The following is a 20,550-nucleotide window of genomic DNA, read 5'->3' as shown; positions in this document are numbered from 1 at the left end:
TTAGCTGTGTCGCTGCTTGAGAGTCAGTGAAATCTGCACAGTTCACCCGGCAAAAGAAAACCCGCACAAGGCGGGTTTTTTTCACGCAGCTTGCAGCTGCTGATCCATCGCGGCGATGCATTCGCGCATCTGCTCGCGGCACTGGGACATGAGCATGGGCATGTCATCCATGGTCAGCCCGGCTGTAGGAATCGCCGGCAGCGAGCGTATGAGAATTTTCCCGCTGCGCCAGCGGTTCAGGCGCATGTGCTTGATGTAGCTGCTGACGCACACCGGCACGATCGGCACACCGGCGGCGATCGCCATCTGGAACGCGCCTTTCTTGAACGGCAGCAGTTCTTCACCGAGGTTGCGCGTGCCTTCCGGGAATACCCAGATCGACGTGTCTTCGTGCTGCAAGGTGTGGGTGGTGGTGAGCATCGACTTGCGCGCCTTGTGCGCGTTGCCGCGATCGATCAACACGTTGCCCGCGAGCCAGAACAGTTGCCCGAACAGAGGCACCCATTTCAGGCTCTTCTTGCCGATGCATACGGTCCGCCGGGGCACCACGTTGCCGAACACGAACAGGTCGTAGTTGGACTGATGGTTGGCAACGATCACGCAACTGTCAGGCTTGTTCATCAACGGGGCGACGTCGGCTTTTACCCGCAGACGCAGAATGCACATGGCCGGCAGCGCGTAGAGACGGGCGCACAGTCGGCTGTTGTCCGGATTGAACGGACGGCACAGCCCGAGGATCACCCCCAACACGCCGGCCAGAATAAAGTGCAGGCCCATCAATAACATACGAAACACAAACAGCATTTTCAGGCCCACCGGGACAAAAGGTGGCGCAGTGTACGGATGTGCACTGTTTTCGGCAATTGCTGCTATAGAGTCCGGAGATAGGCGATGTTTAAGCGCATGTTTCCGAGTTGATTGTCAGACCCGAGCTAGAGCAGTCGACGCTCGATCAATCGAACGCGTAAGAAAAAGCCCGACACGACGGTCGGGCTTTTCTTTGGCTTGGGAAGCGCGGGCTTAGCCCAGATGTTCCTGATCCTGGATGATCGCGTTGTCGAGGGCTTCGAGCAGCGCCTTGCGCACTTTGAGCTTGGTGTTCTTGTGCGCGTTCATGTTGATCTTCTTCAACTGACGCGCCGCGGCCAGGGCTGCGCCTTGCAGCTCTTCGGCAGCCACCACCTTGTCGAGGAAGCCGGCATCCACCGCGCTTTTCGGATCAAACATTTCGCCGTTGATCACCGAACGGTGGAACGCCGAACGACGCAGACGATCACGCGCCAGCTCGATGCCGGCGTGGTGCATGGTCATGCCGATTTGCACTTCGTTCAGACCGATGCTGAACGGGCCGTCGACACCGATGCGGTAGTCGGCGGACAGCAGCAGGAATGCACCTTTGGCCACGGCGTGGCCTGGGCAGGCAACGATCACCGGAAACGGGTGGGACAGCAGGCGACGGGCGAGTGTCGAACCCGCAGTCACCAGCGCCACGGCTTCTTTAGGCCCGGCGGTCATCACCTTCAAGTCATAGCCGCCAGACAGAATCCCCGGCTGACCGGTAATGATCACGATGGCACGATCAGTCTTCGCCTGATCCAGCGCCGCGTTGAACGCCGCAATCACGTCCGGGGAAATGGCATTGACCTTGCCGTTGTTCAAGGTCAGGGTCGCGATACCGTCTTCGAGGTGGTAGGCAATCAACTCACTCATGACGCTATTCCTTGTAAGAAAGATGGGCAGACGTTACCCACCACCGTAGGCCAGGTAAAGCGCTGTGACTGACTCGCCGGTCACCGTTTCCGGCCGCGCCCGGCGTAGCACGCCATTCTGCTTCTATATAGAAGGGTGGCCGTCACCAGAGATTGGCCGGTTTGCCATCGCCCAAGGTGGGGCGAAACGCCTTTTTGTCTTAACCGCATGAAAATTCTGAAAAAAAGTTTGCCATCAGAAAAGCTTTCGACTACATTAGCGCGCCTCGACAGACAGAACATGTTTGAAGAGATACGGTGAAGTGTCCGAGTGGCTTAAGGAGCACGCCTGGAAAGTGTGTATACAGGAAACTGTATCGAGAGTTCGAATCTCTCCTTCACCGCCACATTCAGTAAACGCAAACCCCTGATTTTCCTAGAGAAAGTCGGGGGTTTGTGGTTTTTGGCGTCTGGAAAATGGCGATATGGGACTGGAGCGTCTTTTTCTGGCTTACAGATGCTCGCCCGTATTTAACTGATTGCTACGCCTACAATTGGCGTTCACACGCTTATTCACACAGAGGGACTCATGGAATCAGCGCAATATCAGCCATCATTTCAGCCGGCGCCGGTATCAGCGGGGTTCTACTCGGTAACATTTTCGTCCTAATCAAAGAGTGGTGGACTAAGCGGAAAACGGCCAAGCAGGACACAATTTACCTTGGAATCATCGTCGTCTCTCATTTGAATCGGTTTGCAACTGGCTGTTTTCAAGTTGCATTGGACGACGGGACCCAATACGGCCAGCCCGCTGGTGAGCGCGGTGAATACGTGCCAGTTGTTACGCCTCCTGATTTCCGACCGTTAGACGTTAATGTTGAATGGAAGCTGTTACCAATGGATCTAATGTATTCGATTCTTCGACTGCCAGATCAACAAGATCAGTTGCAAGGAAACCTTGCTGGAATACGTGAGTACAATTCCGACCCTCCGGAATATGTCGGATATTTTCAAGCAAGACGCCGGGGATATGCTGTGCTTGGGCTACAGGCATCTGATCTAGCCAAAAAACTTCGCTCATATGTCGGCCTTCCTGCTGAGGAGCTTGATCCGGAGGGGTGGAGCCGTGATCAAAGCATGAAAGACGTGATATCTGATATCGACGCAAGGCTCCGCGAAAGTCTCTTGCGGAACGCGGCTCTGCAGCAACGATAGAGGCTTGCTAATAACGAACAGAAAGAACACCACCTGCGTGGCCGATGCGCTACGCTCACCGGGCCATCACGGTTCATTACAAGGAGTAGGTATGCAGTTGCATGAAGCGGTTGAGTTGAAAGAAGCGTATTCAGTGAGCAGCGCGAATACGGCGGTGCAAGAAGGCTGGAAATTATTGGCAGTTGCACCTGGGTCCAATGGCGTGACTTACGTCCTGGGCAAGACGGCGCCTGAACCTCAAATGGCGAAGAACTTGAACGTTCGCTTTCCGAGCTGATGGGGTGCATATAACGCCGCTTATGTACAAAAGGCTCTCACACCTTGCCTAGGTGTGTGGGCCTTTTTGTTTTTCCGTAGAACCACCACCCCCTAGACTGGCCGTACCAGCGCTTTGTGCGCATTTAACGCCATTTACTGAATAGGAACCCGCGTCATGTCGATCCCTGATGACGATATTTCCCCGAACCTGATCACGACTGCCAAGAGGCTGGGGGATAAGCTAATTGAACTCCTGTCAGTCACTCCCGGGTACACCAGTGACCTAGGAGCGCTTATCAGCTTACTGTGTATTCGTATTGGCAACGGAGAGGTCACAGTTATTCGGGAACTTTTGCGGCTAGCACAAGGGCTGCATTACGGCGGCGCATTATCGGCTGGCAATCTGGAACGGCTCAGGCTGCAACTGCATTTGCTGCCGAAAGACGAATCATGAGTGGAAGACATCGAGCATTCATTATTAACGGTGTAACAGTTTTTAGCGGTGCGCGCTGGCTGCCAATGTGCTTTCGCCGTTAGTCGCTGAGCACTTCGACAGGCTTGACGGCCGTAGTGCTCTTTGCCGAAAACGTGGACATCACCGAGTTCAGTGTGGAACTGAAACCGTTGACAGCTTCAATGCCAGTTTTAACATCCCAACCACGTCCGGTCCGTCCTCATTGATCCACGTCCCATAGTGCTGCCGGATCATATTTCCATTCGTATGCCCCATCTGCTCAGCGATCCAGTCAATCGAAGCCACGCCTGTAGTTAGCAACTGACTGGCATAGGTATGCCGGCACTGACCTGGCCCGCGATACCGAACGCCGGCCGCTTTCAAGTTCGCTGAAGAACCTGTCCCTCACGAAAAAGTCGCTGACGTGCGGTAGGCCGCTCCTGGTGTTGAGGAACACGAAGTGCAGCTTTTGTCTGCGGACTGTCTTGTTGTCCCGCTCGACGACGTCGATGGTGCCCACCGTTTTGAGCTGGTTGATCGCCCAGTTTGCGAAGGGCGTCCCACGCAGGCTCCAACAAACGCACCTTGCGCGTAGAGCGCCGTGTCTTCGTCACGCGACAGGCCCCACGCACTTTGGATCGGCGGAAAGTCACCGTCCCCTGTTTAAGGTCGACGTCCTCCCAGGCCAGCGCAATGGGTTCTGAAACCCGTGGGCCTGCCCAAATCATGAATTGCACCATCAGCAGTTCCTGCGTTCGGTTGGTATGCGTTTAGAGGATCTGCTTGATTTCCGCTCTGGTGAACGGATCAGGTGTTTCAGGATCGGGCATACGCACGAATAGCCCCTCAGTCGGGTCGTGCGCGACCTTCTTCCGTATGCGGTAGAGCCTGAACACCTGGCGCACATTGCTGATGATATCGCGGATGGTCTCTTTCTTTAGGCGCTTCGACAGCGATCTCTGAATCCACCCTTGCAGGTGCAGGTGATCAATCTGAATGTCACCCCAACGCGGCCGCACATGAACCTCAGCTTGTTTTTGTACCCACAAAAAAGAAGTAGCGGCCACGCTGTTGCTTTTGATGTTCAGCCCCACGTCCAGGTAGTGCCCGGAATCTGTTCGCAGCGGGCTTGGTCGACTCGGGAAAATAACCGCGGTGCTGCCGGACGAGTCCCAGTTGTTATTACCAATCTGCTTTGCAATTCAGTCAATCGAAGCACCGTACTCGGATATGCAATTGACTGGTATAGGTATGCGGGCACTGACCTTGCAACCAAGTTCGCGAAAGGAACGAAGAACATGATTTTTAGTCAGACAGCCTTTTTTCTTTTCGTGAGGGAGATCTGGTACCAGAGAAGTTCATGATCGCTGGAGAACACCAGCCTTTGAATACTACAAATATGTTGTTAGGGATATGAGTTTTCTAAAACGTGAATGAGGCGACGAACGGCTTGTTTTCTACGAAGCTGAATCGTAATACCTGTCAAGTTTTACAGTATGCAAATCCTTCCGTGGAGTGTCTTATCTATTGTGACGGCGTAATTACGCCTTTACATAAAGTTGTACGGAGAGCGATATGTCAGAGAGGAATGTCAACGGGGTTGTTAAGTCATTTTCGGAAATTGGCATTGTTTGGGGAGGTCCAACGCAAAAATTTGCCATTATCAGTCCGGATGATGGGAGTCAGGATGTTGCCATCGAGATAGGCGAAAATCTTGATTGGGAAACCGGAAAGAAATACCTTTCCGTTGGAGACAAAGTTAGTTATCTCGTAATGGATGGACCCTCCGGAAGAGAGCTTCGAGGGATGCTAAAGAAAATATAATCCGTGCAGTTTCGTTCACAATTGCTATAAAAACTGACTGCGTGAGGTTGCAAATAAACGAACTGTACGATGAGTGAGTTGAGTGTTCGCTACCTCTAATCTCAAGTATTTCCCAAGTGCTGAGCCGCCGCTGAGGCGGCTTTTTACTAGCTAATTTTTAATGTGTACTATTTTAAAATTTCTAGTTAGAAAAGTGACATTTCGCCCTATGAATTGCACATTGAAGGACATGTGCTGACGACAGGATTGGTGGGAACGAGCTGACTGAGGGACGAAGAGTGCGATAGAACGAGTTGGGGGCTGGCGTGCTACAAATGGGCGAGTCGGGCTTTAGCACCTGCACGCTCGACCTTCGTCCTGCCTTTAGAATAATTGGACGTACAGGTCACACAGGAAGAGTTCGGCCTGGTTTCGATAGCGCATTACAATCGCCGCTTTATCCGTAGAAAAAAGGACTGTTCCCATGATCATCTCCACCACCCACGCCATCGAAGGCCGACAGATCACCGCGTACCTGGACATTGTCAGCGCGGAGTCGGTGCAGGGCGTCAACGTGATCCGTGACATGTTTGCCGGCATGCGCGATTTTTTCGGTGGGCGCTCGCAGACGCTGGAGCGTGCGTTGAAAGAAGCTCGGGTTCAGGCGACGGACGAGATCAAGGAACGGGCGCGGGCGTTGCAGGCGGATGCGGTGGTCGGGCTGGATTTCGAGATCAGCATGCCGGCGGGCAAGGGTGGCATGGTAGTGGTGTTCGCGACGGGTACGGCGGTCAAGTTGCGTTGATGCAGTCGCGGTGTTCAAGCGAGCCCATTCAGATGATGAATGGGCTTTTTGCTTTTCTGCTTTCGATCAGCCCTGTGGCTTGAGGATGACAAGCCCGTGGGCGCCATAGGTCAGGGGCGTATCGATTGCGACCATCGGCGGGGTGCCGGTGGAGGGCGTCGGATCGGCCGGCTGACTCGGGTGGTAGATAACGCCGGGAGTCAGAACCGGTTTGTCCGGGTAGGTGATGGTGATGTCGCCTGATGCGAGCTTTTCCTTGAATTTTTCACCGGCGGCTTTGCCGGCAGCGATTTGTTCGTCCGTGAGTTTTACGACCGGCATTTCCGGGAATCCGTTGATTTTCATGTTCTCTCCTTGAGATTCATTTGTATGAAAAAGGGCAACGGCCTGTGGGCGGGAATCTTTAGCGTTGTGAGATCAACGGTTGGTTCGGATGTTGAGCAGGTGTAGGCCATTCGTCGGGCATCGGTCGAACTGAACCACAAGTCCGGTAATGACCGGCTAGTCTCAAAAGCCTTGGAGGTCGATATTTTTTCAGGCAAAAGGGCTTTGCCGGTGTCGATCTATCGCAAAGGGGAGAGGCTATGACTGATCCGTATATCGAAGACGATGGAGCCGAATTTTCATTCAACAACTGTGTCCGTTGCGGCCAGACGGAGTACCAATCGGGCTTTGGCGAGGATCCGGTGCAGACCGGCAAGATCAAGTCCACGGCACCCAAGGGGCCGAAAGCCAAATTCCTTCCAAAGGTCTCGGCCCGCTCAAGAAAATAAAGTGAGACCGAACGACCCCGTCTATGAACGGGGTTTTTTATGCCTGCTGTTTATGAAAAGGAAATCTCCTACAAACTCTTGGCCGAGTTTGGTGTTTTTCACAAACTTTTCACGTCCACGGACGTAGGGTGAAGCCATCCGTTAGAAAGCAAGTCTCCAGCCCGTCTCCCCAGCGGGCTTTTTTTTGCCTGCGATAAAACCTTTGGCGAAATCGCTGTCCAATCGGCGCCAAGTGCGCGGCGGCAGCTGATTTGTCTGGACTTCAGCGCGTCGGCAGCTTTCAATCTCGGCCCCTTTTGATCTCCCTATTTTTGAGGTTTTCGTCATGCGTCTAACATTGCCTGCTCTGGTTCTGGGGCTTCTCGTTGCTCAAGGTGCGGTCGCCGGTGAGGGTACTGCTGCACTCGGCGGCGGTCTGGGTGGCGCGCTGGGTAACGTGGTCGGCCAGAAGATGGGCGGCAGCACGGGCGCAGCGATTGGTGCCGGTGTTGCAGGCGCGGCCGGCAGTGCGATGGCTGCCGGCAAGGGCAGCCGCACCAAAGCGGCCATTGGTGGTGGTGTTGGCGCGGCCGGTGGTTCGGTGATCGGCAACAGCCTGGGCGGCCGGAATGGTGCAACCATTGGCGCCGGTCTTGGTGGCGCTGCGGGTGGTGCCGTCGGCGCTAACCTGTCCAAAGGTCACAAGCGTCACTGATAGCGAACGTTTGTCAAAAAAAGCCCGGCTCGATGTCGGGCTTTTTCATGGCTGAACGTTTTCTGGAAAAATGTCTCCAATCTGACATAGGCCCTATGGGCATACCCTCCCGATTCGGGAACTGTGAGGTTCAAATGCGCTTGTCATTGTCTGCACTGTTTTTCGGATTATTCATCGCTCAAGGTGCGATGGCCGCCGGAGATGGCAGCGCCGCCGTAGGTGGCGGTTTGGGCGGTGTCCTCGGTAACGTGGTCGGTGGCCAGCTAGGTGGCAGCACCGGTGCCGCGGTTGGCGCAGGTGTCGGTGGCGCGGCGGGCAGCGCGGTCGGGGCGAATAAACACAATCGCACCGAAGCCGCCATTGGCGGTGGTCTCGGCGCTGCCGGCGGCTCAGTGGTCGGCAACAGCCTGGGCGGCTCCACTGGTTCGGCCATTGGTGCCGGTTTGGGCGGCGCAGCGGGTGGTGCGGTGGGCAACAACCTGGGTGACGACGGTGGCAGAGCTCATTCCGGTGGTGGTCACAAGCACAACAAGTACAAACACAAAAACCGCCATCACTGATTGAATATTCGAAAACAAACCCGGCCTGGCGCCGGGTTTTTCGTTTCTGGCGGCCGGACACTGGAACGATTGCCTGTAAGGCTTTTCGAACGTTATACAACCCACCAGACGTAGAGGTTTGCCATGACGCCCGAAACCGAAGGCAAGGAAGAAAAAGGCCCGAGTGGTCTGCCGTTTATCAATGATCCGGGGAACGAGGATCCGGGGTCGCTGATGGATGATGCGACGGTGCCGTTGAATGATGCGGATGAGGCTTTGGATGAGGAGTATGAAGAGGATGAGGATGAGGATGAGCAATAAGTTGTCTTGAAAGTCGAGCGTGGCGGCGCACTGAATTTAAATATCCGGGGCCTGTACTTCAGGCCCTTTGATTCGGATTGGTTTGTTCTCGAGGTCAAGCTTGTTAAACAATCGTCAAGGCGGACGAAAGCAAACCGACAAAATATTTTGTTATTTGGCAGTTAAATCAGGGTTGATGAGTATGTAAAGATTATCTGATGCCGACATTTTTTTTATTCGGCCTGATGCGATGTACTCTTTAAACTCCTTTTCAACTGTTTTTTTGTCGCAGTATTTTTTATATTTGGATGGCCTGTCACTGGCATAAATGTAAAGGCGCCAAACATCAAAACCGTCGATTCTATTGTTTGAACCGTAATCGAAATTCACTGATTCTGTAGTGAAGTGAACGATGCATCCAACTCCATGAAGCTCGTATTGGGTGTTGTCAGTTATGTTACCGCACCGTTGTATTTGATTGCTGCGCCAAAGCCTCAGGATATTTCTGGTACCAAATCTTTTCTCGAGCAGCAACGTCGCACTATCAACCTTAGAAAGAAAGTCGTTAATGAGGTCTTCAAGGTTTTTGTCTTTTTTATTCATCTTCTTCTGCGATGCTCCAATCTGTCATTACCGACGTTAGCCGCTGGCTCTAGCACTTCTTCAATAGTGTTTAGGTTGCCGTGGTGATCTTCGATGTTGGTTATTAGCTGGATCGTTACTTCGGTAGAGGTTTGTCGTGCAGCCGAAGCTCTATGATGGCCATCTAAAATGTAAAGGTTTCCGTGGTGCTCAGCGACATCTATAGGAAACTCGCGGTTAAACCCAATATCTCCCATTTCTATCCTCATTTTCTCGACTAGTCTAGTTGAGGTTTTCCCCATGAGCGCATGTGTTCGTTTCAATGTTTTTGGGTCTACGCCATGAGTTAGATTTGGTACCTGCGGTTCACCCTCATCAACCTTAGCCCCAACAATCCCACCCGGTACTTCACACCCAGGCTTATTCGGCGGCGGACAATTGGAATTCAACCCCAACGGATCCACCCAACCCGTCGGATTCGGCACGTACTGGTATTGGTTTAGTCCTCCAGCCAACTTCACCGGATCCGGCGTCAGATACCTGCCCAACCTCGGGTCGTAATACCGATGCCGGTTGTAATGCAGGCCACTTTCCGCATCGAAATACTGCCCCTGAAACCGCAGCGGCTGGTCCAGGTAGTCCTCGCCCGCGAGGGTGATCGCCGACACCTTGCCGTAGGCGTCGTATTGCGCTGACCAGACGATTTCGCCGCTGTAGTCGGTGAGTTCCTGCGGCGTGCCGAGGTGGTCGAGTTGGTAGTAGAACGGGCAGGCCTTTTTCGGGCCTTTGCCGTCGAGCAGCGCCAGCGGGCGGAAGGTGCCGGGTTCGTAGACGTAGCTGCGGTGGTGGGTTTTGCTGCTTTCGGCGACGAGGTGGTCGCCTTGCCAGAAGAACTCGGTGGTCTGGCCGTCGACGGTTTTGCGGATGCGCCGGCCGAAGGCGTCGTATTTGTAGGTCGCGGTTTGGCCATCGGCGCGGGTCAGGCCGATCAGACGGTGCTGGCAGTCGTAGCGGTATTCGGTGACGAGTTGCTGGTCGCGGCCACGGCGTTCGCGGATCAGGTTGCCGAAGGCGTCGTAGTCGTAATGCCGGTCGCCCTGCATCAGCAGGCGGTTGCCCTTGATCCGGGTGGGGCCGGGACGATCCTGCATCAGCAGGTTGCCGGCCGGCTCGTGGGCGAAGGATTCCGGCAGTTCGTCGCGCGAGTGGCGCACGCGGATCAAGCGGTCGAGCGCGTCGTAACCGTAGGTGCGCTGGCCGTGACGGCTGTCGGCAATGTGCTCGAGGTTGCCGTTGGCGCTGTAGGCGTAATCGCGGCGGTACAGCGAGTCGTGCTGATGACCTACAGCATGGGCCAGCAAACGTCCCTGATCGTCGTAGGCATAATCGCTGCGCAGCAGGCCTTGTTGGCGTTGTTGCTCGCGACCGGACTGGTAGACGTGACTGGTCAGCCGCGTGCCATTGAGGTCGATGGCGGTCAGCGCGCCGCCCTTGGCGTAGTGATAGTCGAGCTTGCTGTTGTCCGGCAGACGCTGGCGCTTGAGCTGGCCGCAGGCGTCGTAGGTGTAACGCAGGGTGCCCCAGCCCTGATGCTCGGTGATCAGCCGGTCCTGCCGGTCATATTCAAAGGCCAGCGGATGTTGCTGGCCGTCATCGACCCCGGTCAAACGGCCCAGGCGGTCGTAGGTGTAAGCCACCTGAACCCCGTCGGGCAGGGTCTTGAGCAGCAGACGCCCGGCCGCATCACGCGCGTAGGCAGTGACCAGCGTCGAGCCGTCATCGCCGAACTCGGTCTTTTCCAGCAGGTGCCCGTTGCGGTCGTAGGCGTAAGCGGTGCGCCGGCCGTCGAAGCCGGTTTCCTGTCGGATCAATCCGCTCGGCGTGTAGTCCAGCCGGTACTTTTCCCCGGATTCGTTCTCGATTTCCGTGAGCAACAACTGCGCATGGTCGTAGCGGTACTGCACCCGCGTGCCGTCGGGATTGATCTTGCGCGAGACCAGGTGCAGGTCGTCGTCATACTCGTAGCGGGTGATGCGCCCGAGTTCGTCGCGCTCGGCAGTGACCTGGCCGTAAGCGCCATAGCTGTAGGCGCGAGTGGCGCCTGTAGGAAATGTCGTCTGAATTAGTCGGCCAACCGCATCCCACTGCTGGCGGGTGATCGCGCCGTGCTCGTCGCAAGTGGTCGTCCGTCGCCCCAGCGCGTCGTAGGAAAAGCGCCGTACTCCACCGTCGGGCAGGGTTTCCTCGATCAGTTGCCCGAGGTCGTTCCACGACAATTTGTGCCGGCTGCTGTCCGGATAGCGGATCGACAGCAACTGCCCGCGCGTGTCGTAGTAGTAATGGGTGACCTGACCGTCGGGATCGACCGCCTCGGTGACATCGCCCTCGGCGTTGCGCCGAAACGTCCACACCGCCTCGCCGCGGGAACGGCTGTGCAGGAAACCGTTGCGGTACTCGTAGGACGTTGGCTCGTCGTCCGGCGGAAGCAGCGCGATCAGCCGTCCGACGTCGTCGTAGCGGTATTCGGTGACCGCGCCCAGCGGATCCTGCTCGGCGATCAGCCGGCCCTGATCGTCATAAGCCTTGAGGTGCTCACCGCCATCGGCCTCGACCTTGCGCACCAGCCGTGCGCTGTCGTCGTGGACGTAGGTTTCTTCGCTGCCATCGACGTAGTGCACCGCGACGCTGCCGTCATCGGCCCAGACGTAACGCGTGTCCATCTGCGCGAACGACGCCCAGTGCCGCACGCAGCGCGCCGCCTTGCCCGAGCGTTCCCACTCCCAGAAAAAGCTCGCGCCGCCGGTCAGTTGCCGCTGCAGGATGACGTGCTGATCGTCGTAGTCGTAACGCTCGCTGTCACCGACCGCATTGGTCGCGGCCAACAACCGCTGACGCGCGTCGTAGCAATAACTGACCAGCGTTTGCTCGGTGCGCCAGCCATCAGCCTCAAGCACCTGGTAATCAACCGCGACCAGATGCGCCCGGTCATAGCGCAAAAGCAGCGACCGCCCGGCCCCGTTATCCAGGCGCTGCACACGCTCGGAAAAATCGCGATGCACCGTCAGACGATTGCCATACGCATCACTGACCGCCACCAACCGCCCGGCCCGAAAGTGATAAAACCGCGCCGCATCCCCGGCCAGCGCGAGGATCAGTTCCTCCGGCTCATCGCCGAGAAAAATCGCCGCCCGCGACAGGCTGTTGTGAATCTGCGGCCGCTCCACACTGGGCAACGGAAACCGCGTGCGGCGGTTCTCGTGATCGACCCAGACCACCGCATCGCCATCAAACTCCAGCCGATGCGCCAGCGAGTGACTCCAGCCAAACCCCAGCCCGACATCGATCTCTACCGCGCTGGTGCGATACAGCCGGGTGAATTCGAACGGCAGCAAGCCATCGAGCGTGCCGTCGGTCAGGGTCAGCAGTTCTTCGCCGGTAACCATCGACACCGGACAGCCGTTGGTGCAGGTCAGAGGCGCGCAGTCGGCGCTGTCGCCGTTGGGGTTTTTCGCCTGGTTTGAAGCGTCGTCGTGAGGTTCGTGACGCTCCATCCGCGTCGTGCCGCGGGACTTGTCCCGTGCCATCGGTGCCGGATTCGGCACGGTCAACACCACGGCGTCCGTCTGACGAATGTTCAGCGGGATCGCTGGTGTCGGCTTCAAAGACACATTGCGTGCATTGACCATCAACGGCTTCAACGCGCCCGCATGCTTGCTCAGATCCGCAGTGGAGGTCAGTTCGCTCAGGCGCAAGGCCGATGCGGCCAGCCATTGCCGCGCCCGGGGCGACTTGATCTTGCTCAGCACCTTGCTGCTCAGTCGCACGGGCACGCCAACGCCGCCGCAAACGCGCATCAGCAAAAAGCTGATCAACAACTCGACCCGGACTTCTGCCACCACTTCCGCCAGGTACTGCGGCGGCAGCATCTTCAACCAACTGCTAAACGCGGCCAGATGGATAAACAGCAACGGCTCGTCACTGAGGATCAGCAAGCCATTGGCGATAGCCTCGCTGGAGGCGTCGAGCAGCGCTTGCAGCTCGACATCGCTCAGGTACTGCAGGAGTTTTTCGCTGTTGGCCTGCAGGTCGGCGAGCAGGGCAAACAGCTGTTTAACGTCATCCCAGATGTCGTGCAGGGCTTTCTCGAAACCGCGCCAGTCGGCCTGTTGCAACTGCTGGTAACGATCAGCCAAACCGGCGCCGGAAAACTCCGCCCATAGCGGCTGAAACCCGTCCCACTCCTGACGAAGCCAGACCTCCAGCCCGTCCAGAATCTCTTCATAGGAGGCGTACAGCGCTTGGATATGGGCGCTGGAAACATCAGGAAAGAAGGTGATGCGATAACGCTGGCCCCGGTCGCAGTCGCGCACTTCCAGAATGCCGCTCGGGCCGATGGTATGGCGCAGCGGTTCACCGAAACTCAATACCCCGTCGACTTCGCCGATCACCGGTTCCAGCATCACCGGGGTATTGCCGATCGGTACGAAGCGCACTGCCTCGAACAGGTGCACCAGAGTCAACGGGCCGCTGGCGGGGCACATGACCACCGAGGTCTGGATCGGCTGGCGGGATTTGACCGGAGCGCTGAGGTGCACGTCGTCGCCGACCTTGAACACCTGCTCGATATCCAGCGCCGTTCCCGTCCAGAACTGCTCGGCCCAGGCCTCGTAGTTGCTCAGGCACAGGCGAAACTCGCGGATCAGCCTTTCAAAGTCCGGGTGTTGCGGGTTCAGGGCGGCAACCACCAGCAGGCCGATGCTGTTGTTCAGGGCCAGGAGCCGATCGGTTTGGAACATTCGCAAGCACTCGCGCACGTGAAAGAGGTGCGCGGACTTTGCGGGGGATCAAAGTGGAAAGAAGTCGGGAAAGTAGGCGTTATCTGTAGGGCATTTCGCTAAATGTCAGCGAGTCATTCCACCGCCCGTAAACATTGCCCGTTGCTCAATGTCCGCTGGCCTCGCTATGCTGCTGAACCCATTAATCAGATCCGCGTAGCGGCGCCGGCTGGGCCGCCCGGGATGTTTTTGATAACGGATCCGATGATGAATGCACCGATGAAGACGTTTGGCCCGATCAAGGCCGTGATTTTCGACATGGACGGTTTGCTGCTGGACACCGAAGGTATCTACACCGAGGTCACCTCGCTCATTGCCGAGCGTTACGGGCGGACCTTCGACTGGAGTGTTAAACAGAACATCATCGGTCGTGGCGCCAATGACCTGGCGAACTACGTGGTGCAGGCGCTGGATCTGCCGATCAGCGCCGAAGAGTTTCTGCTGATCCGCGAGCCGCTGATGCGTGAACGCTTTCCCAAGGCCCAGGCGATGCCCGGCGCGGAGGAGCTGATTCGCCACCTCAAGGCGCACAACATTCCGATCGCCGTGGGCACCAGTTCGTCGCGGCAGTCGTTCGGCCAGAAAACCACCTTGCACCGCGACTGGTTTGCCCTGTTCGATTTCATCGTCACCGCCGACGACCCCGAAGTTGGCGCAGCAAAACCGGCGCCGGACATCTTTCTCACCGCCGCCCGGCGTCTGGGTGTAGCGCCTGAAGACTGTCTGGTGTTCGAGGATTCGCCGTTTGGCGTCACCGCCGCGAAAGCGGCGGGAATGACTGCCATTGCGATTCCCGACGCGGCCATGGCCGATGAAAAATACGCGCATGCCGACGGGATTCTGCGCACGCTCAAGGCGTTTACCCCGAGTGCCTGCGGTTTGCCGGCGCTGGAGTGGGCTTGATCAGCCAATAAGCGCCGATAAAAAACGCCGCCCTCTGCAAAGAGGTGCGGCGTTTTTTGTATCCGGGATTCAGCGCAATCAGGCGCCAAAACCACCGTCGATGGTCAGGCTGGCACCGGTGATGTAACCGGCTTCCGGGCCGACCAGATAAGCGACGAAACCGGCGATTTCATCAGCAGTGCCGTAACGGCCCACCGCCATCAGCGGGATCAGGCTCTCGGCGAAATCGCCATGGGCCGGGTTCATGTCAGTGTCGACCGGGCCGGGTTGCACGTTGTTGATGGTGATGCCGCGCGGGCCGAGATCACGGGCCAGGCCTTTGGTCAGGCCGACCAGCGCCGATTTGCTCATCGCATACACACCGCCACCGCCGAAGGGCATGCGGTCGGCGTTGGTGCTGCCGATATTGACGATGCGTGAGCCTTCGCCCATGTGCCTGGCGGCTTCCTGAGACGCGATGAACACGCTGCGTACGTTGATCGCCAGGGTCTGGTCGAAGTCTTCCAGTTTGAAATCTTCCAGCGGCGCGATGGCCAGGACGCCGGCGTTGTTCACCAGAATATCCAGGCGGCCAAAGGCTTCGACGGTGGCGCTGACGGCATTGCGAATTGCGGCTTCATCGGCGCTGTCGGCCTTGATCGCCAAGGCTTTGCCGCCGTTGGCAGTGATGCTGTTCTGCAACTCTTCGGCCTTGGCGGTGGAGCTGACGTAGGTGAATGCGACAGCGGCGCCTTCGGCGGCCAGGCGTTTGACGATGGCGGCGCCGATACCACGAGAACCGCCTTGAATCAGAGCGACTTTGCCGCTGAGGTGTTGAGTGGTCATGTTCGATCTCCAGAAAATTCAAGGCGGGCTGCCTTGTTGTTGGAGCCGAGTATCGGCCTCGCATCGACAACCGTGTAGACCATGATTGCTATAGTCTGTGTAAACCAGAAGTTTATAGTGGCGATCATGGAAACTTTCAGCAGTATTGAATGCTTCGTGCGCAGCGCCGAAGTCGGCAGCTTTGCCGAAGCCGCCCGGCGCTTGAGCCTGACCCCGGCCGCCGTTGGCAAGAGTGTGGCGAAGCTCGAGGTGCGGCTCGGTGTACGGCTGTTCCAGCGTAGTACACGCAGCCTGACCCTGACCGAGGCCGGTCAGCTGTTTTTGAGTCAGGTCAGTGGCAGTCTGACGACGATTCAGAATGCGGTGGCCAATCTGTCGAGTGTGGAAGGGCTGCCGGCGGGGACGTTGAAAGTCAGCATGGGCACGGTATTCGGGCGTTTGTACATCGTGCCATTGCTGCAAGAATTTTTACGTCGGTTTCCGGCAATCAACCCTGACTGGCATTTTGATAACCGTCAGGTCGATTTGATAGGGCAAGGTTTCGATGCGGCGATTGGCGGCGGCTTTGAATTGCCCCAAGGCGTGGTCGCACGCAAGTTGGCACCCGCGCATCGCGTGTTAGTGGCGTCTGCTGACTATCTGCAACAGCACGAGGCAATCGTCGAGCCTGATGACCTGCAACGTCACGATGGCATCCTGATTCGTTCGCCGCAGACCGGTCGAGTGCGCTCCTGGCAGTTGATCAGTGGCCGCAGTCAGCTCTGTCAGCCCTTGACCCTCAAGACGCGAATGACCATGAGCGACTCCGAAGCCGCCTGCGCCACGGCAGCACAAGGGCTGGGCATCGCGCTGGTCAGCATGCCGTTTGCCGTGGGTTACCTCGAGGCCGGCACATTGCAACGCGTGCTGCCGGACTGGTACATCGATGACGGCAACATTTCGATCTATTACGCCGAGCATAAATTGTTGCCGGGCAAGACTCGGGCGTTTGTCGATTTTGTGATTGAGCAGTTTGCCGAGCGGGGGTTGGCTCGGCGGTTCAGTGCTGTCTGAGTTTGGCTTTTGACCGAGTTGCGGCCATCGCGAGCAGGCTCACTCCTACAGGAACAGTGTTGTGCCCGAAATCTGTGGGCAACACCGATCACTGTAGGAGCGAGCCTGCTCGCGAAGAGCGATAACCCGGTCTACCGGGCAAACCGCTCCGCCCAGCCAATGATCTGCTTTGGCCGTGGCGTCGCGTAAGTCCGCACTTTGGACGTCGACAACCCCAGCCGCACCAGCGATTCGGCGATGGTCACCGCCGCCGTCACGCCATCCACCACCGGCACGCCGGTGCGGCGGCGGATCTGCTCATCCAGTCCGGCCATGCCGCCGCAACCCAGGCAAATCACCTCGGCCTTGTCCTGAGTCACCGCCAGTTCCGCTTGTTGCACGATGGCTTCCAGTGCGCGCTGTGGTTCGTGCTCCAACTCCAGCACCGCAAGACCACTGGCCCGCACCGAGGCACAGCGATCCCACAGGCCCGAGAGTTTCAGCCGGTCCTCGATCAGCGGCACGGTGCGGTCCAGCGTGGTCACCACTGAATAGGCGTGGCCGAGGAACATCGCGGTACTGGCAGCAGCGTCGGTGATGTCCACCACCGGCACGTTGAGCAGTTCCTGCAAACCTTCGCGACCGTGTTCGCCGTAACCGGCCTGAATCACCGCGTCGAACGGTTGATCGTAGGACATCACCCGGTCCATCACGGCGATGGCCGCCAGGTAACTTTCGAAATTGCCTTCCACCGAGTCGGCGCCGAAGAACGGTGTCAGGCCGACGATCTCCGTATCGGCAGACGCGACGGCCTGCGCCGAGCGGGCGATGGCCTGGGTGATGGATTCGGTGGTGTTGACGTTGACCACAAGAATACGCATGGGAAGTCCTTATTGCGGGCAGTTCAGCGGCCCAAATCCGGGCCGCGAGGAAGTTAATGGCTGACGTTGTCGACGGCGATCGATTCGCCGCTGACGTCGGCGTAGTGCGGCTGACGTTTGGCAATGATCAGATAAAGCATCGCGGCGATGCCGGCGCCCACCAGCCAGGAGAACGGCGAGATGCTGTGGAAGCCCGGCACCAGCGCCAGGACGATGGCGATCAGCGCTGCCGGAATGAACGCCGCCACCGCGCGGAAATTCACTCCACGGCTGTAGTAATAGGCGCCGTTGGGGTCTTCGCTGTACAACTGCGGGACGTTGATCCGGCCTCTGCGGATCAGCCAGTAGTCGACCATGATCACCCCGTACAGCGGGCCGAGCAGGGCGCCGAGGCCGGAGAGGAAGTACACGATCACCAGCGGGCTGTTGTAGAGGTTCCACGGCAGGATCAGCACGGCGATGGTCGCGCTGATCAGCCCGGCGCGGCGGAAGGTCAGGTACTTCGGCGCCAGGTTGCTGAGGACGAAGGCCGGGGCGACGAAGTTGGCCATGATGTTCACCGCCACGGTGACGATCAGGAACGCCAGGCAACCGAGCACCAGAAAGAACGTGTTAGGGATCGAGGCGATGATTTCGGTCGGGCTTTCGATGATCCGCCCGTTGATCTGAAATTGCGCACCGCAGAGCAGGACGGTGATGGCGGCGAATACCAGTATGTTCACCGGCAGGCCCCAGAAATTGCCGACCTTGATGGTCTTGCGGCACGGCGAAGAACGCGCAAAGTCACAGAAATTCAGGATCAGCGTGCCGTAGATCGCCAGCCAAAGCGCGCCGCCGGCAAAGATGTTGCGCCACATCTCGCCACCAGTTAGCGGTTCGCGGATTGACCAGGCAATCGTGGCGTTGGCCTGGGTGTACATCCACGCGGCGAGGGCGGCTACGGTCAGCAGAATCACCGGGCCGGCAAAAGCCTCGTAACGGCGAACCATTTCCATACCGTAGGCGAGAATCGCCAGCTGCACGAACCAGATCGCCACGAAACACACCCAGCCCAGCGACGACAGGCCGAGGATCGAGTTGTGGTCGTAGTCGGCGAAACCGGGATGAATCGCCGTCAGCAACACGCGAAACACCACCGACGCCAGATACGTCTGAATCCCGAACCAGGCGATGGCGATCACCGCGCGAATCAGCGCCGGAATCTGCGCGCCGTGGATGCCGAAACTGATCCGGCTGATCACCGGAAACGGCACCCCGGTTTTCTGCCCCATGTAGCCGGACAGGTTCATGAAGAAGTACACCAGCGCCGCGCCGATCCCTAGCGACAGCAGAATCTGCCAGCCCCCCAGGCCCAACGCATACAGCCCGATGGCGAACGAGTAGTTGGCGATGTTGTGCACATCGTTGGTCCACAGGGCGAAGATGCTGTATTTGCCCCAGCGCCGACCTTCGGCGCGGGTCGGTGCCAGGTCGCTGTTGTGCAGGCGCGGGCTGAGTTGTAACGGTTGAGCCAGACCCGTGTCGGGCAATGGCTGGTCGAGTGCAGAGGCGGGCAGATTCAGCGCGATGTTGTTGGAGAGACTTGTACGCATTCCGGCAGGCTCCTGATGGGCGGGGCCGCGATGACTGTGCATGAGCTCAGGGCTCGACAAATCTTCGTCGCGGCCAGCAGACATCACTGGTTACGGGGCATCTGCAGCCTGTACGGGATAGGGCGCTTCAGGCTTGCGGATCGAAAGTGTGGATTGATGTTTTGCAGTTTTGTATACAAAACATGTATGCACCAAAGCCAGATCTGTGCCAGTCAGCGATCTATCGAGCGCTGCGCTCATTTCGAAAAGTTATCGATGAGCGCTAAGTGTTTGAAAATAATTGGTTATAAATTGACCGATTGAACAGGTATTTATTTTTTGCGAGGGATTTTGCGGAGGTGGTGGAGCGCAGGGGAATTCAGCAGGGATGTAACTTTTCAGGGCGTGAAAGCAAAAAGTGCACACATAAATGGCACCGATGGTGACATTCGTGTGTACACATTTTTTGAGTCGCTAGAGGCCAGTGTAGGAGTGAGCCTGCTCGCGATAGCGGCGTATAAGTCGATGAATTTTTTGCCTGATACACCGCTATCGCGAGCAGGCTCACTCCTACAAGGGGAAATCATCGTGGCAGGGGTTTACGCCTTGCTGATGATATTCCCCGCATGCAGCCCGCATTCTTTCTGCGTCGCTTCTTCCCACCACCAGCGACCTTCGCGCTCGTGCTGGTTCGGCAGCACCGGGCGGGTGCATGGTTCGCAGCCGATGCTGATGAAGCCGCGTTCATGCAGGCTGTTGTACGGCAGTTCGAGCATGCGGATGTAACCCCAGATCTCTTCGCTGGTCATCTGCGCCAGCGGGTTGAACTTGTACAGGGTGCGCTCGGGCGTGGAGAACGCGGTGTCGATCTCCAGCACCGCCACGGCGCTGCGGGTGCCCGGGCTCTGGTCGCGGCGCTGGCCGGTGGCCCAGGCTTTGACGCCGGACAGTTTGCGCCGCAGCGGTTCGATCTTGCGGATGCCGCAGCATTCGCCATGGCCGTCCTTGTAGAAACTGAACAGGCCTTTTTCCTTCACGAACGGTTCCAGCTTCGTGTAGTCCGGTGACACCAGTTCGATATCGATCTTGTAGTGCTCGCGCACCTGATCGATGAAGCGATAGGTTTCCGGATGCAGGCGGCCGGTGTCGAGGCTGAACACCTTGACGTTCTTGTTCAGCTTCCAGGCCATGTCCACCAGCACCACATCCTCGGCACCACTGAAAGATATCCACAGCTCGTCACCGAACTCGGCGAACGCGAGTTTCAGGATGTCTTGGGCGGATTTGTTGGCATAGGTCGTGGCGAGTTCCACGACATCGAACGTTGGGCTCATCAGGGCGGCTTCCTACAGGTCGGTGGCGCTGGGCGCTCTATATGGCGGCGATGGTAAC

21 protein-coding genes and 1 tRNA gene are annotated in these 20,550 nt (G+C 57.7%); 12 read left to right on the top strand and 10 right to left on the bottom strand.

The window, feature by feature from the left end:
* Positions 1-81: 81 nt before the first annotated feature.
* Positions 82-804 carry a 1-acylglycerol-3-phosphate O-acyltransferase gene (locus tag AC3WMV_RS14745; RefSeq protein ID WP_103368914.1) on the bottom strand — a complete coding sequence of 241 codons (723 nt, stop codon included), beginning with the start codon at positions 802-804 and terminating at the stop codon, positions 82-84.
* Positions 805-1,020: 216 nt separating this feature from the next.
* Entirely contained in the window at positions 1,021-1,710 is a 690-nt protein-coding gene (locus AC3WMV_RS14740) for a crotonase/enoyl-CoA hydratase family protein (protein WP_064586733.1), read from the bottom strand.
* 295 nt (positions 1,711-2,005) lie between these two features.
* Here AC3WMV_RS14740 and AC3WMV_RS14735 point away from each other — a divergent pair.
* The 4 genes from AC3WMV_RS14735 to AC3WMV_RS14720 all read left to right on the top strand — a co-directional run bounded on the left by AC3WMV_RS14735 (position 2,006) and on the right by AC3WMV_RS14720 (position 3,615).
* Positions 2,006-2,095: transfer RNA gene (locus AC3WMV_RS14735), tRNA-Ser, on the top strand.
* A 70-nt stretch (positions 2,096-2,165) separates the two neighbouring features.
* A complete protein-coding gene (locus AC3WMV_RS14730; RefSeq protein WP_219738003.1) occupies positions 2,166-2,903 on the top strand; it encodes a hypothetical protein in 738 nt (245 codons plus the stop codon).
* Between the two features lie 91 nt (positions 2,904-2,994).
* Positions 2,995-3,180, top strand: coding sequence for a hypothetical protein (locus tag AC3WMV_RS14725; RefSeq protein WP_103368913.1), 186 nt, complete (start codon positions 2,995-2,997; stop codon positions 3,178-3,180).
* Positions 3,181-3,336: 156 nt separating this feature from the next.
* Positions 3,337-3,615 carry a hypothetical protein gene (locus AC3WMV_RS14720; RefSeq protein WP_103368912.1) on the top strand — a complete coding sequence of 93 codons (279 nt, stop codon included), beginning with the start codon at positions 3,337-3,339 and terminating at the stop codon, positions 3,613-3,615.
* A 770-nt stretch (positions 3,616-4,385) separates the two neighbouring features.
* Here AC3WMV_RS14720 and AC3WMV_RS14715 read toward each other — a convergent pair.
* The gene (locus AC3WMV_RS14715; RefSeq protein WP_256584965.1) at positions 4,386-4,709 is read right to left on the bottom strand and encodes a site-specific integrase; all 324 of its coding nucleotides are present in this window, start codon (positions 4,707-4,709) and stop codon (positions 4,386-4,388) included.
* A 481-nt stretch (positions 4,710-5,190) separates the two neighbouring features.
* Here AC3WMV_RS14715 and AC3WMV_RS14710 point away from each other — a divergent pair, with 481 nt between their 5' ends.
* Both AC3WMV_RS14710 and AC3WMV_RS14705 read left to right on the top strand, forming a co-directional pair.
* On the top strand, positions 5,191-5,439 hold the full coding sequence (locus AC3WMV_RS14710; protein WP_103368911.1) for a S1 domain-containing protein: 249 nt from the start codon (positions 5,191-5,193) through the stop codon (positions 5,437-5,439).
* A 463-nt stretch (positions 5,440-5,902) separates the two neighbouring features.
* Positions 5,903-6,223, top strand: coding sequence for a YbjQ family protein (locus AC3WMV_RS14705; RefSeq protein WP_027613311.1), 321 nt, complete (start codon positions 5,903-5,905; stop codon positions 6,221-6,223).
* 66 nt (positions 6,224-6,289) lie between these two features.
* On the opposite strand, the gene AC3WMV_RS14700 is transcribed toward AC3WMV_RS14705, so the two are convergent.
* The gene (locus AC3WMV_RS14700; protein ID WP_103368910.1) at positions 6,290-6,568 is read right to left on the bottom strand and encodes a hypothetical protein; all 279 of its coding nucleotides are present in this window, start codon (positions 6,566-6,568) and stop codon (positions 6,290-6,292) included.
* A gap of 239 nt (positions 6,569-6,807) precedes the next feature.
* Here AC3WMV_RS14700 and AC3WMV_RS14695 point away from each other — a divergent pair, with 239 nt between their 5' ends.
* From AC3WMV_RS14695 to AC3WMV_RS14680, 4 genes are all read left to right on the top strand, one after another.
* The gene (locus AC3WMV_RS14695; protein ID WP_007960727.1) at positions 6,808-6,996 is read left to right on the top strand and encodes a hypothetical protein; all 189 of its coding nucleotides are present in this window, start codon (positions 6,808-6,810) and stop codon (positions 6,994-6,996) included.
* A 325-nt stretch (positions 6,997-7,321) separates the two neighbouring features.
* Complete coding sequence (locus AC3WMV_RS14690; protein ID WP_007960728.1) at positions 7,322-7,690, top strand: glycine zipper domain-containing protein; 369 nt, start codon at positions 7,322-7,324, stop codon at positions 7,688-7,690.
* 134 nt (positions 7,691-7,824) lie between these two features.
* Positions 7,825-8,250, top strand: a complete 426-nt coding sequence (locus tag AC3WMV_RS14685; protein WP_027613308.1) for a glycine zipper domain-containing protein — start codon at positions 7,825-7,827, stop codon at positions 8,248-8,250.
* Between the two features lie 123 nt (positions 8,251-8,373).
* Positions 8,374-8,550, top strand: a complete 177-nt coding sequence (locus tag AC3WMV_RS14680; RefSeq protein ID WP_178085260.1) for a hypothetical protein — start codon at positions 8,374-8,376, stop codon at positions 8,548-8,550.
* A 150-nt stretch (positions 8,551-8,700) separates the two neighbouring features.
* On the opposite strand, the gene AC3WMV_RS14675 is transcribed toward AC3WMV_RS14680, so the two are convergent.
* A complete protein-coding gene (locus AC3WMV_RS14675) occupies positions 8,701-9,132 on the bottom strand; it encodes a DUF6896 domain-containing protein (protein ID WP_103368909.1) in 432 nt (143 codons plus the stop codon).
* Entirely contained in the window at positions 9,129-13,907 is a 4,779-nt protein-coding gene (locus tag AC3WMV_RS14670) for an RHS repeat-associated core domain-containing protein (protein WP_207264440.1), read from the bottom strand. Before AC3WMV_RS14670 ends, AC3WMV_RS14675 begins: the two co-directional genes overlap by 4 nt.
* A 246-nt stretch (positions 13,908-14,153) precedes the next feature.
* Here AC3WMV_RS14670 and AC3WMV_RS14665 point away from each other — a divergent pair, with 246 nt between their 5' ends.
* Complete coding sequence (locus AC3WMV_RS14665) at positions 14,154-14,849, top strand: HAD-IA family hydrolase (RefSeq protein ID WP_027613306.1); 696 nt, start codon at positions 14,154-14,156, stop codon at positions 14,847-14,849.
* Between the two features lie 78 nt (positions 14,850-14,927).
* Here the strand turns inward: AC3WMV_RS14665 and AC3WMV_RS14660 are convergent, their stop codons facing one another.
* Positions 14,928-15,674 (bottom strand): 3-oxoacyl-ACP reductase family protein, encoded by a 747-nt coding sequence (locus tag AC3WMV_RS14660; RefSeq protein ID WP_103369332.1) that lies wholly within the window; start codon positions 15,672-15,674, stop codon positions 14,928-14,930.
* 126 nt (positions 15,675-15,800) lie between these two features.
* On the opposite strand from AC3WMV_RS14660, the gene AC3WMV_RS14655 reads away from it, so the two are divergent.
* Positions 15,801-16,727, top strand: a complete 927-nt coding sequence (locus AC3WMV_RS14655) for a LysR family transcriptional regulator (protein ID WP_103369349.1) — start codon at positions 15,801-15,803, stop codon at positions 16,725-16,727.
* Positions 16,728-16,858: 131 nt separating this feature from the next.
* Here AC3WMV_RS14655 and AC3WMV_RS14650 read toward each other — a convergent pair whose 3' ends face one another.
* The 3 genes from AC3WMV_RS14650 to AC3WMV_RS14640 form a co-directional block, all read right to left on the bottom strand.
* A complete protein-coding gene (locus AC3WMV_RS14650; protein WP_103369333.1) occupies positions 16,859-17,587 on the bottom strand; it encodes an aspartate/glutamate racemase family protein in 729 nt (242 codons plus the stop codon).
* A gap of 53 nt (positions 17,588-17,640) precedes the next feature.
* A complete protein-coding gene (locus AC3WMV_RS14645) occupies positions 17,641-19,179 on the bottom strand; it encodes an NCS1 family nucleobase:cation symporter-1 (protein ID WP_103369334.1) in 1,539 nt (512 codons plus the stop codon).
* A 578-nt stretch (positions 19,180-19,757) separates the two neighbouring features.
* Positions 19,758-20,492, bottom strand: a complete 735-nt coding sequence (locus AC3WMV_RS14640) for a phosphoadenylyl-sulfate reductase (RefSeq protein ID WP_003223260.1) — start codon at positions 20,490-20,492, stop codon at positions 19,758-19,760.
* Between the last annotated feature and the right edge of the window lie 58 nt (positions 20,493-20,550).

The organism is Pseudomonas sp. FW305-3-2-15-E-TSA4 (assembly GCF_058787295.1).
This window is presented reverse-complemented; position numbering and strand designations above follow the sequence as displayed.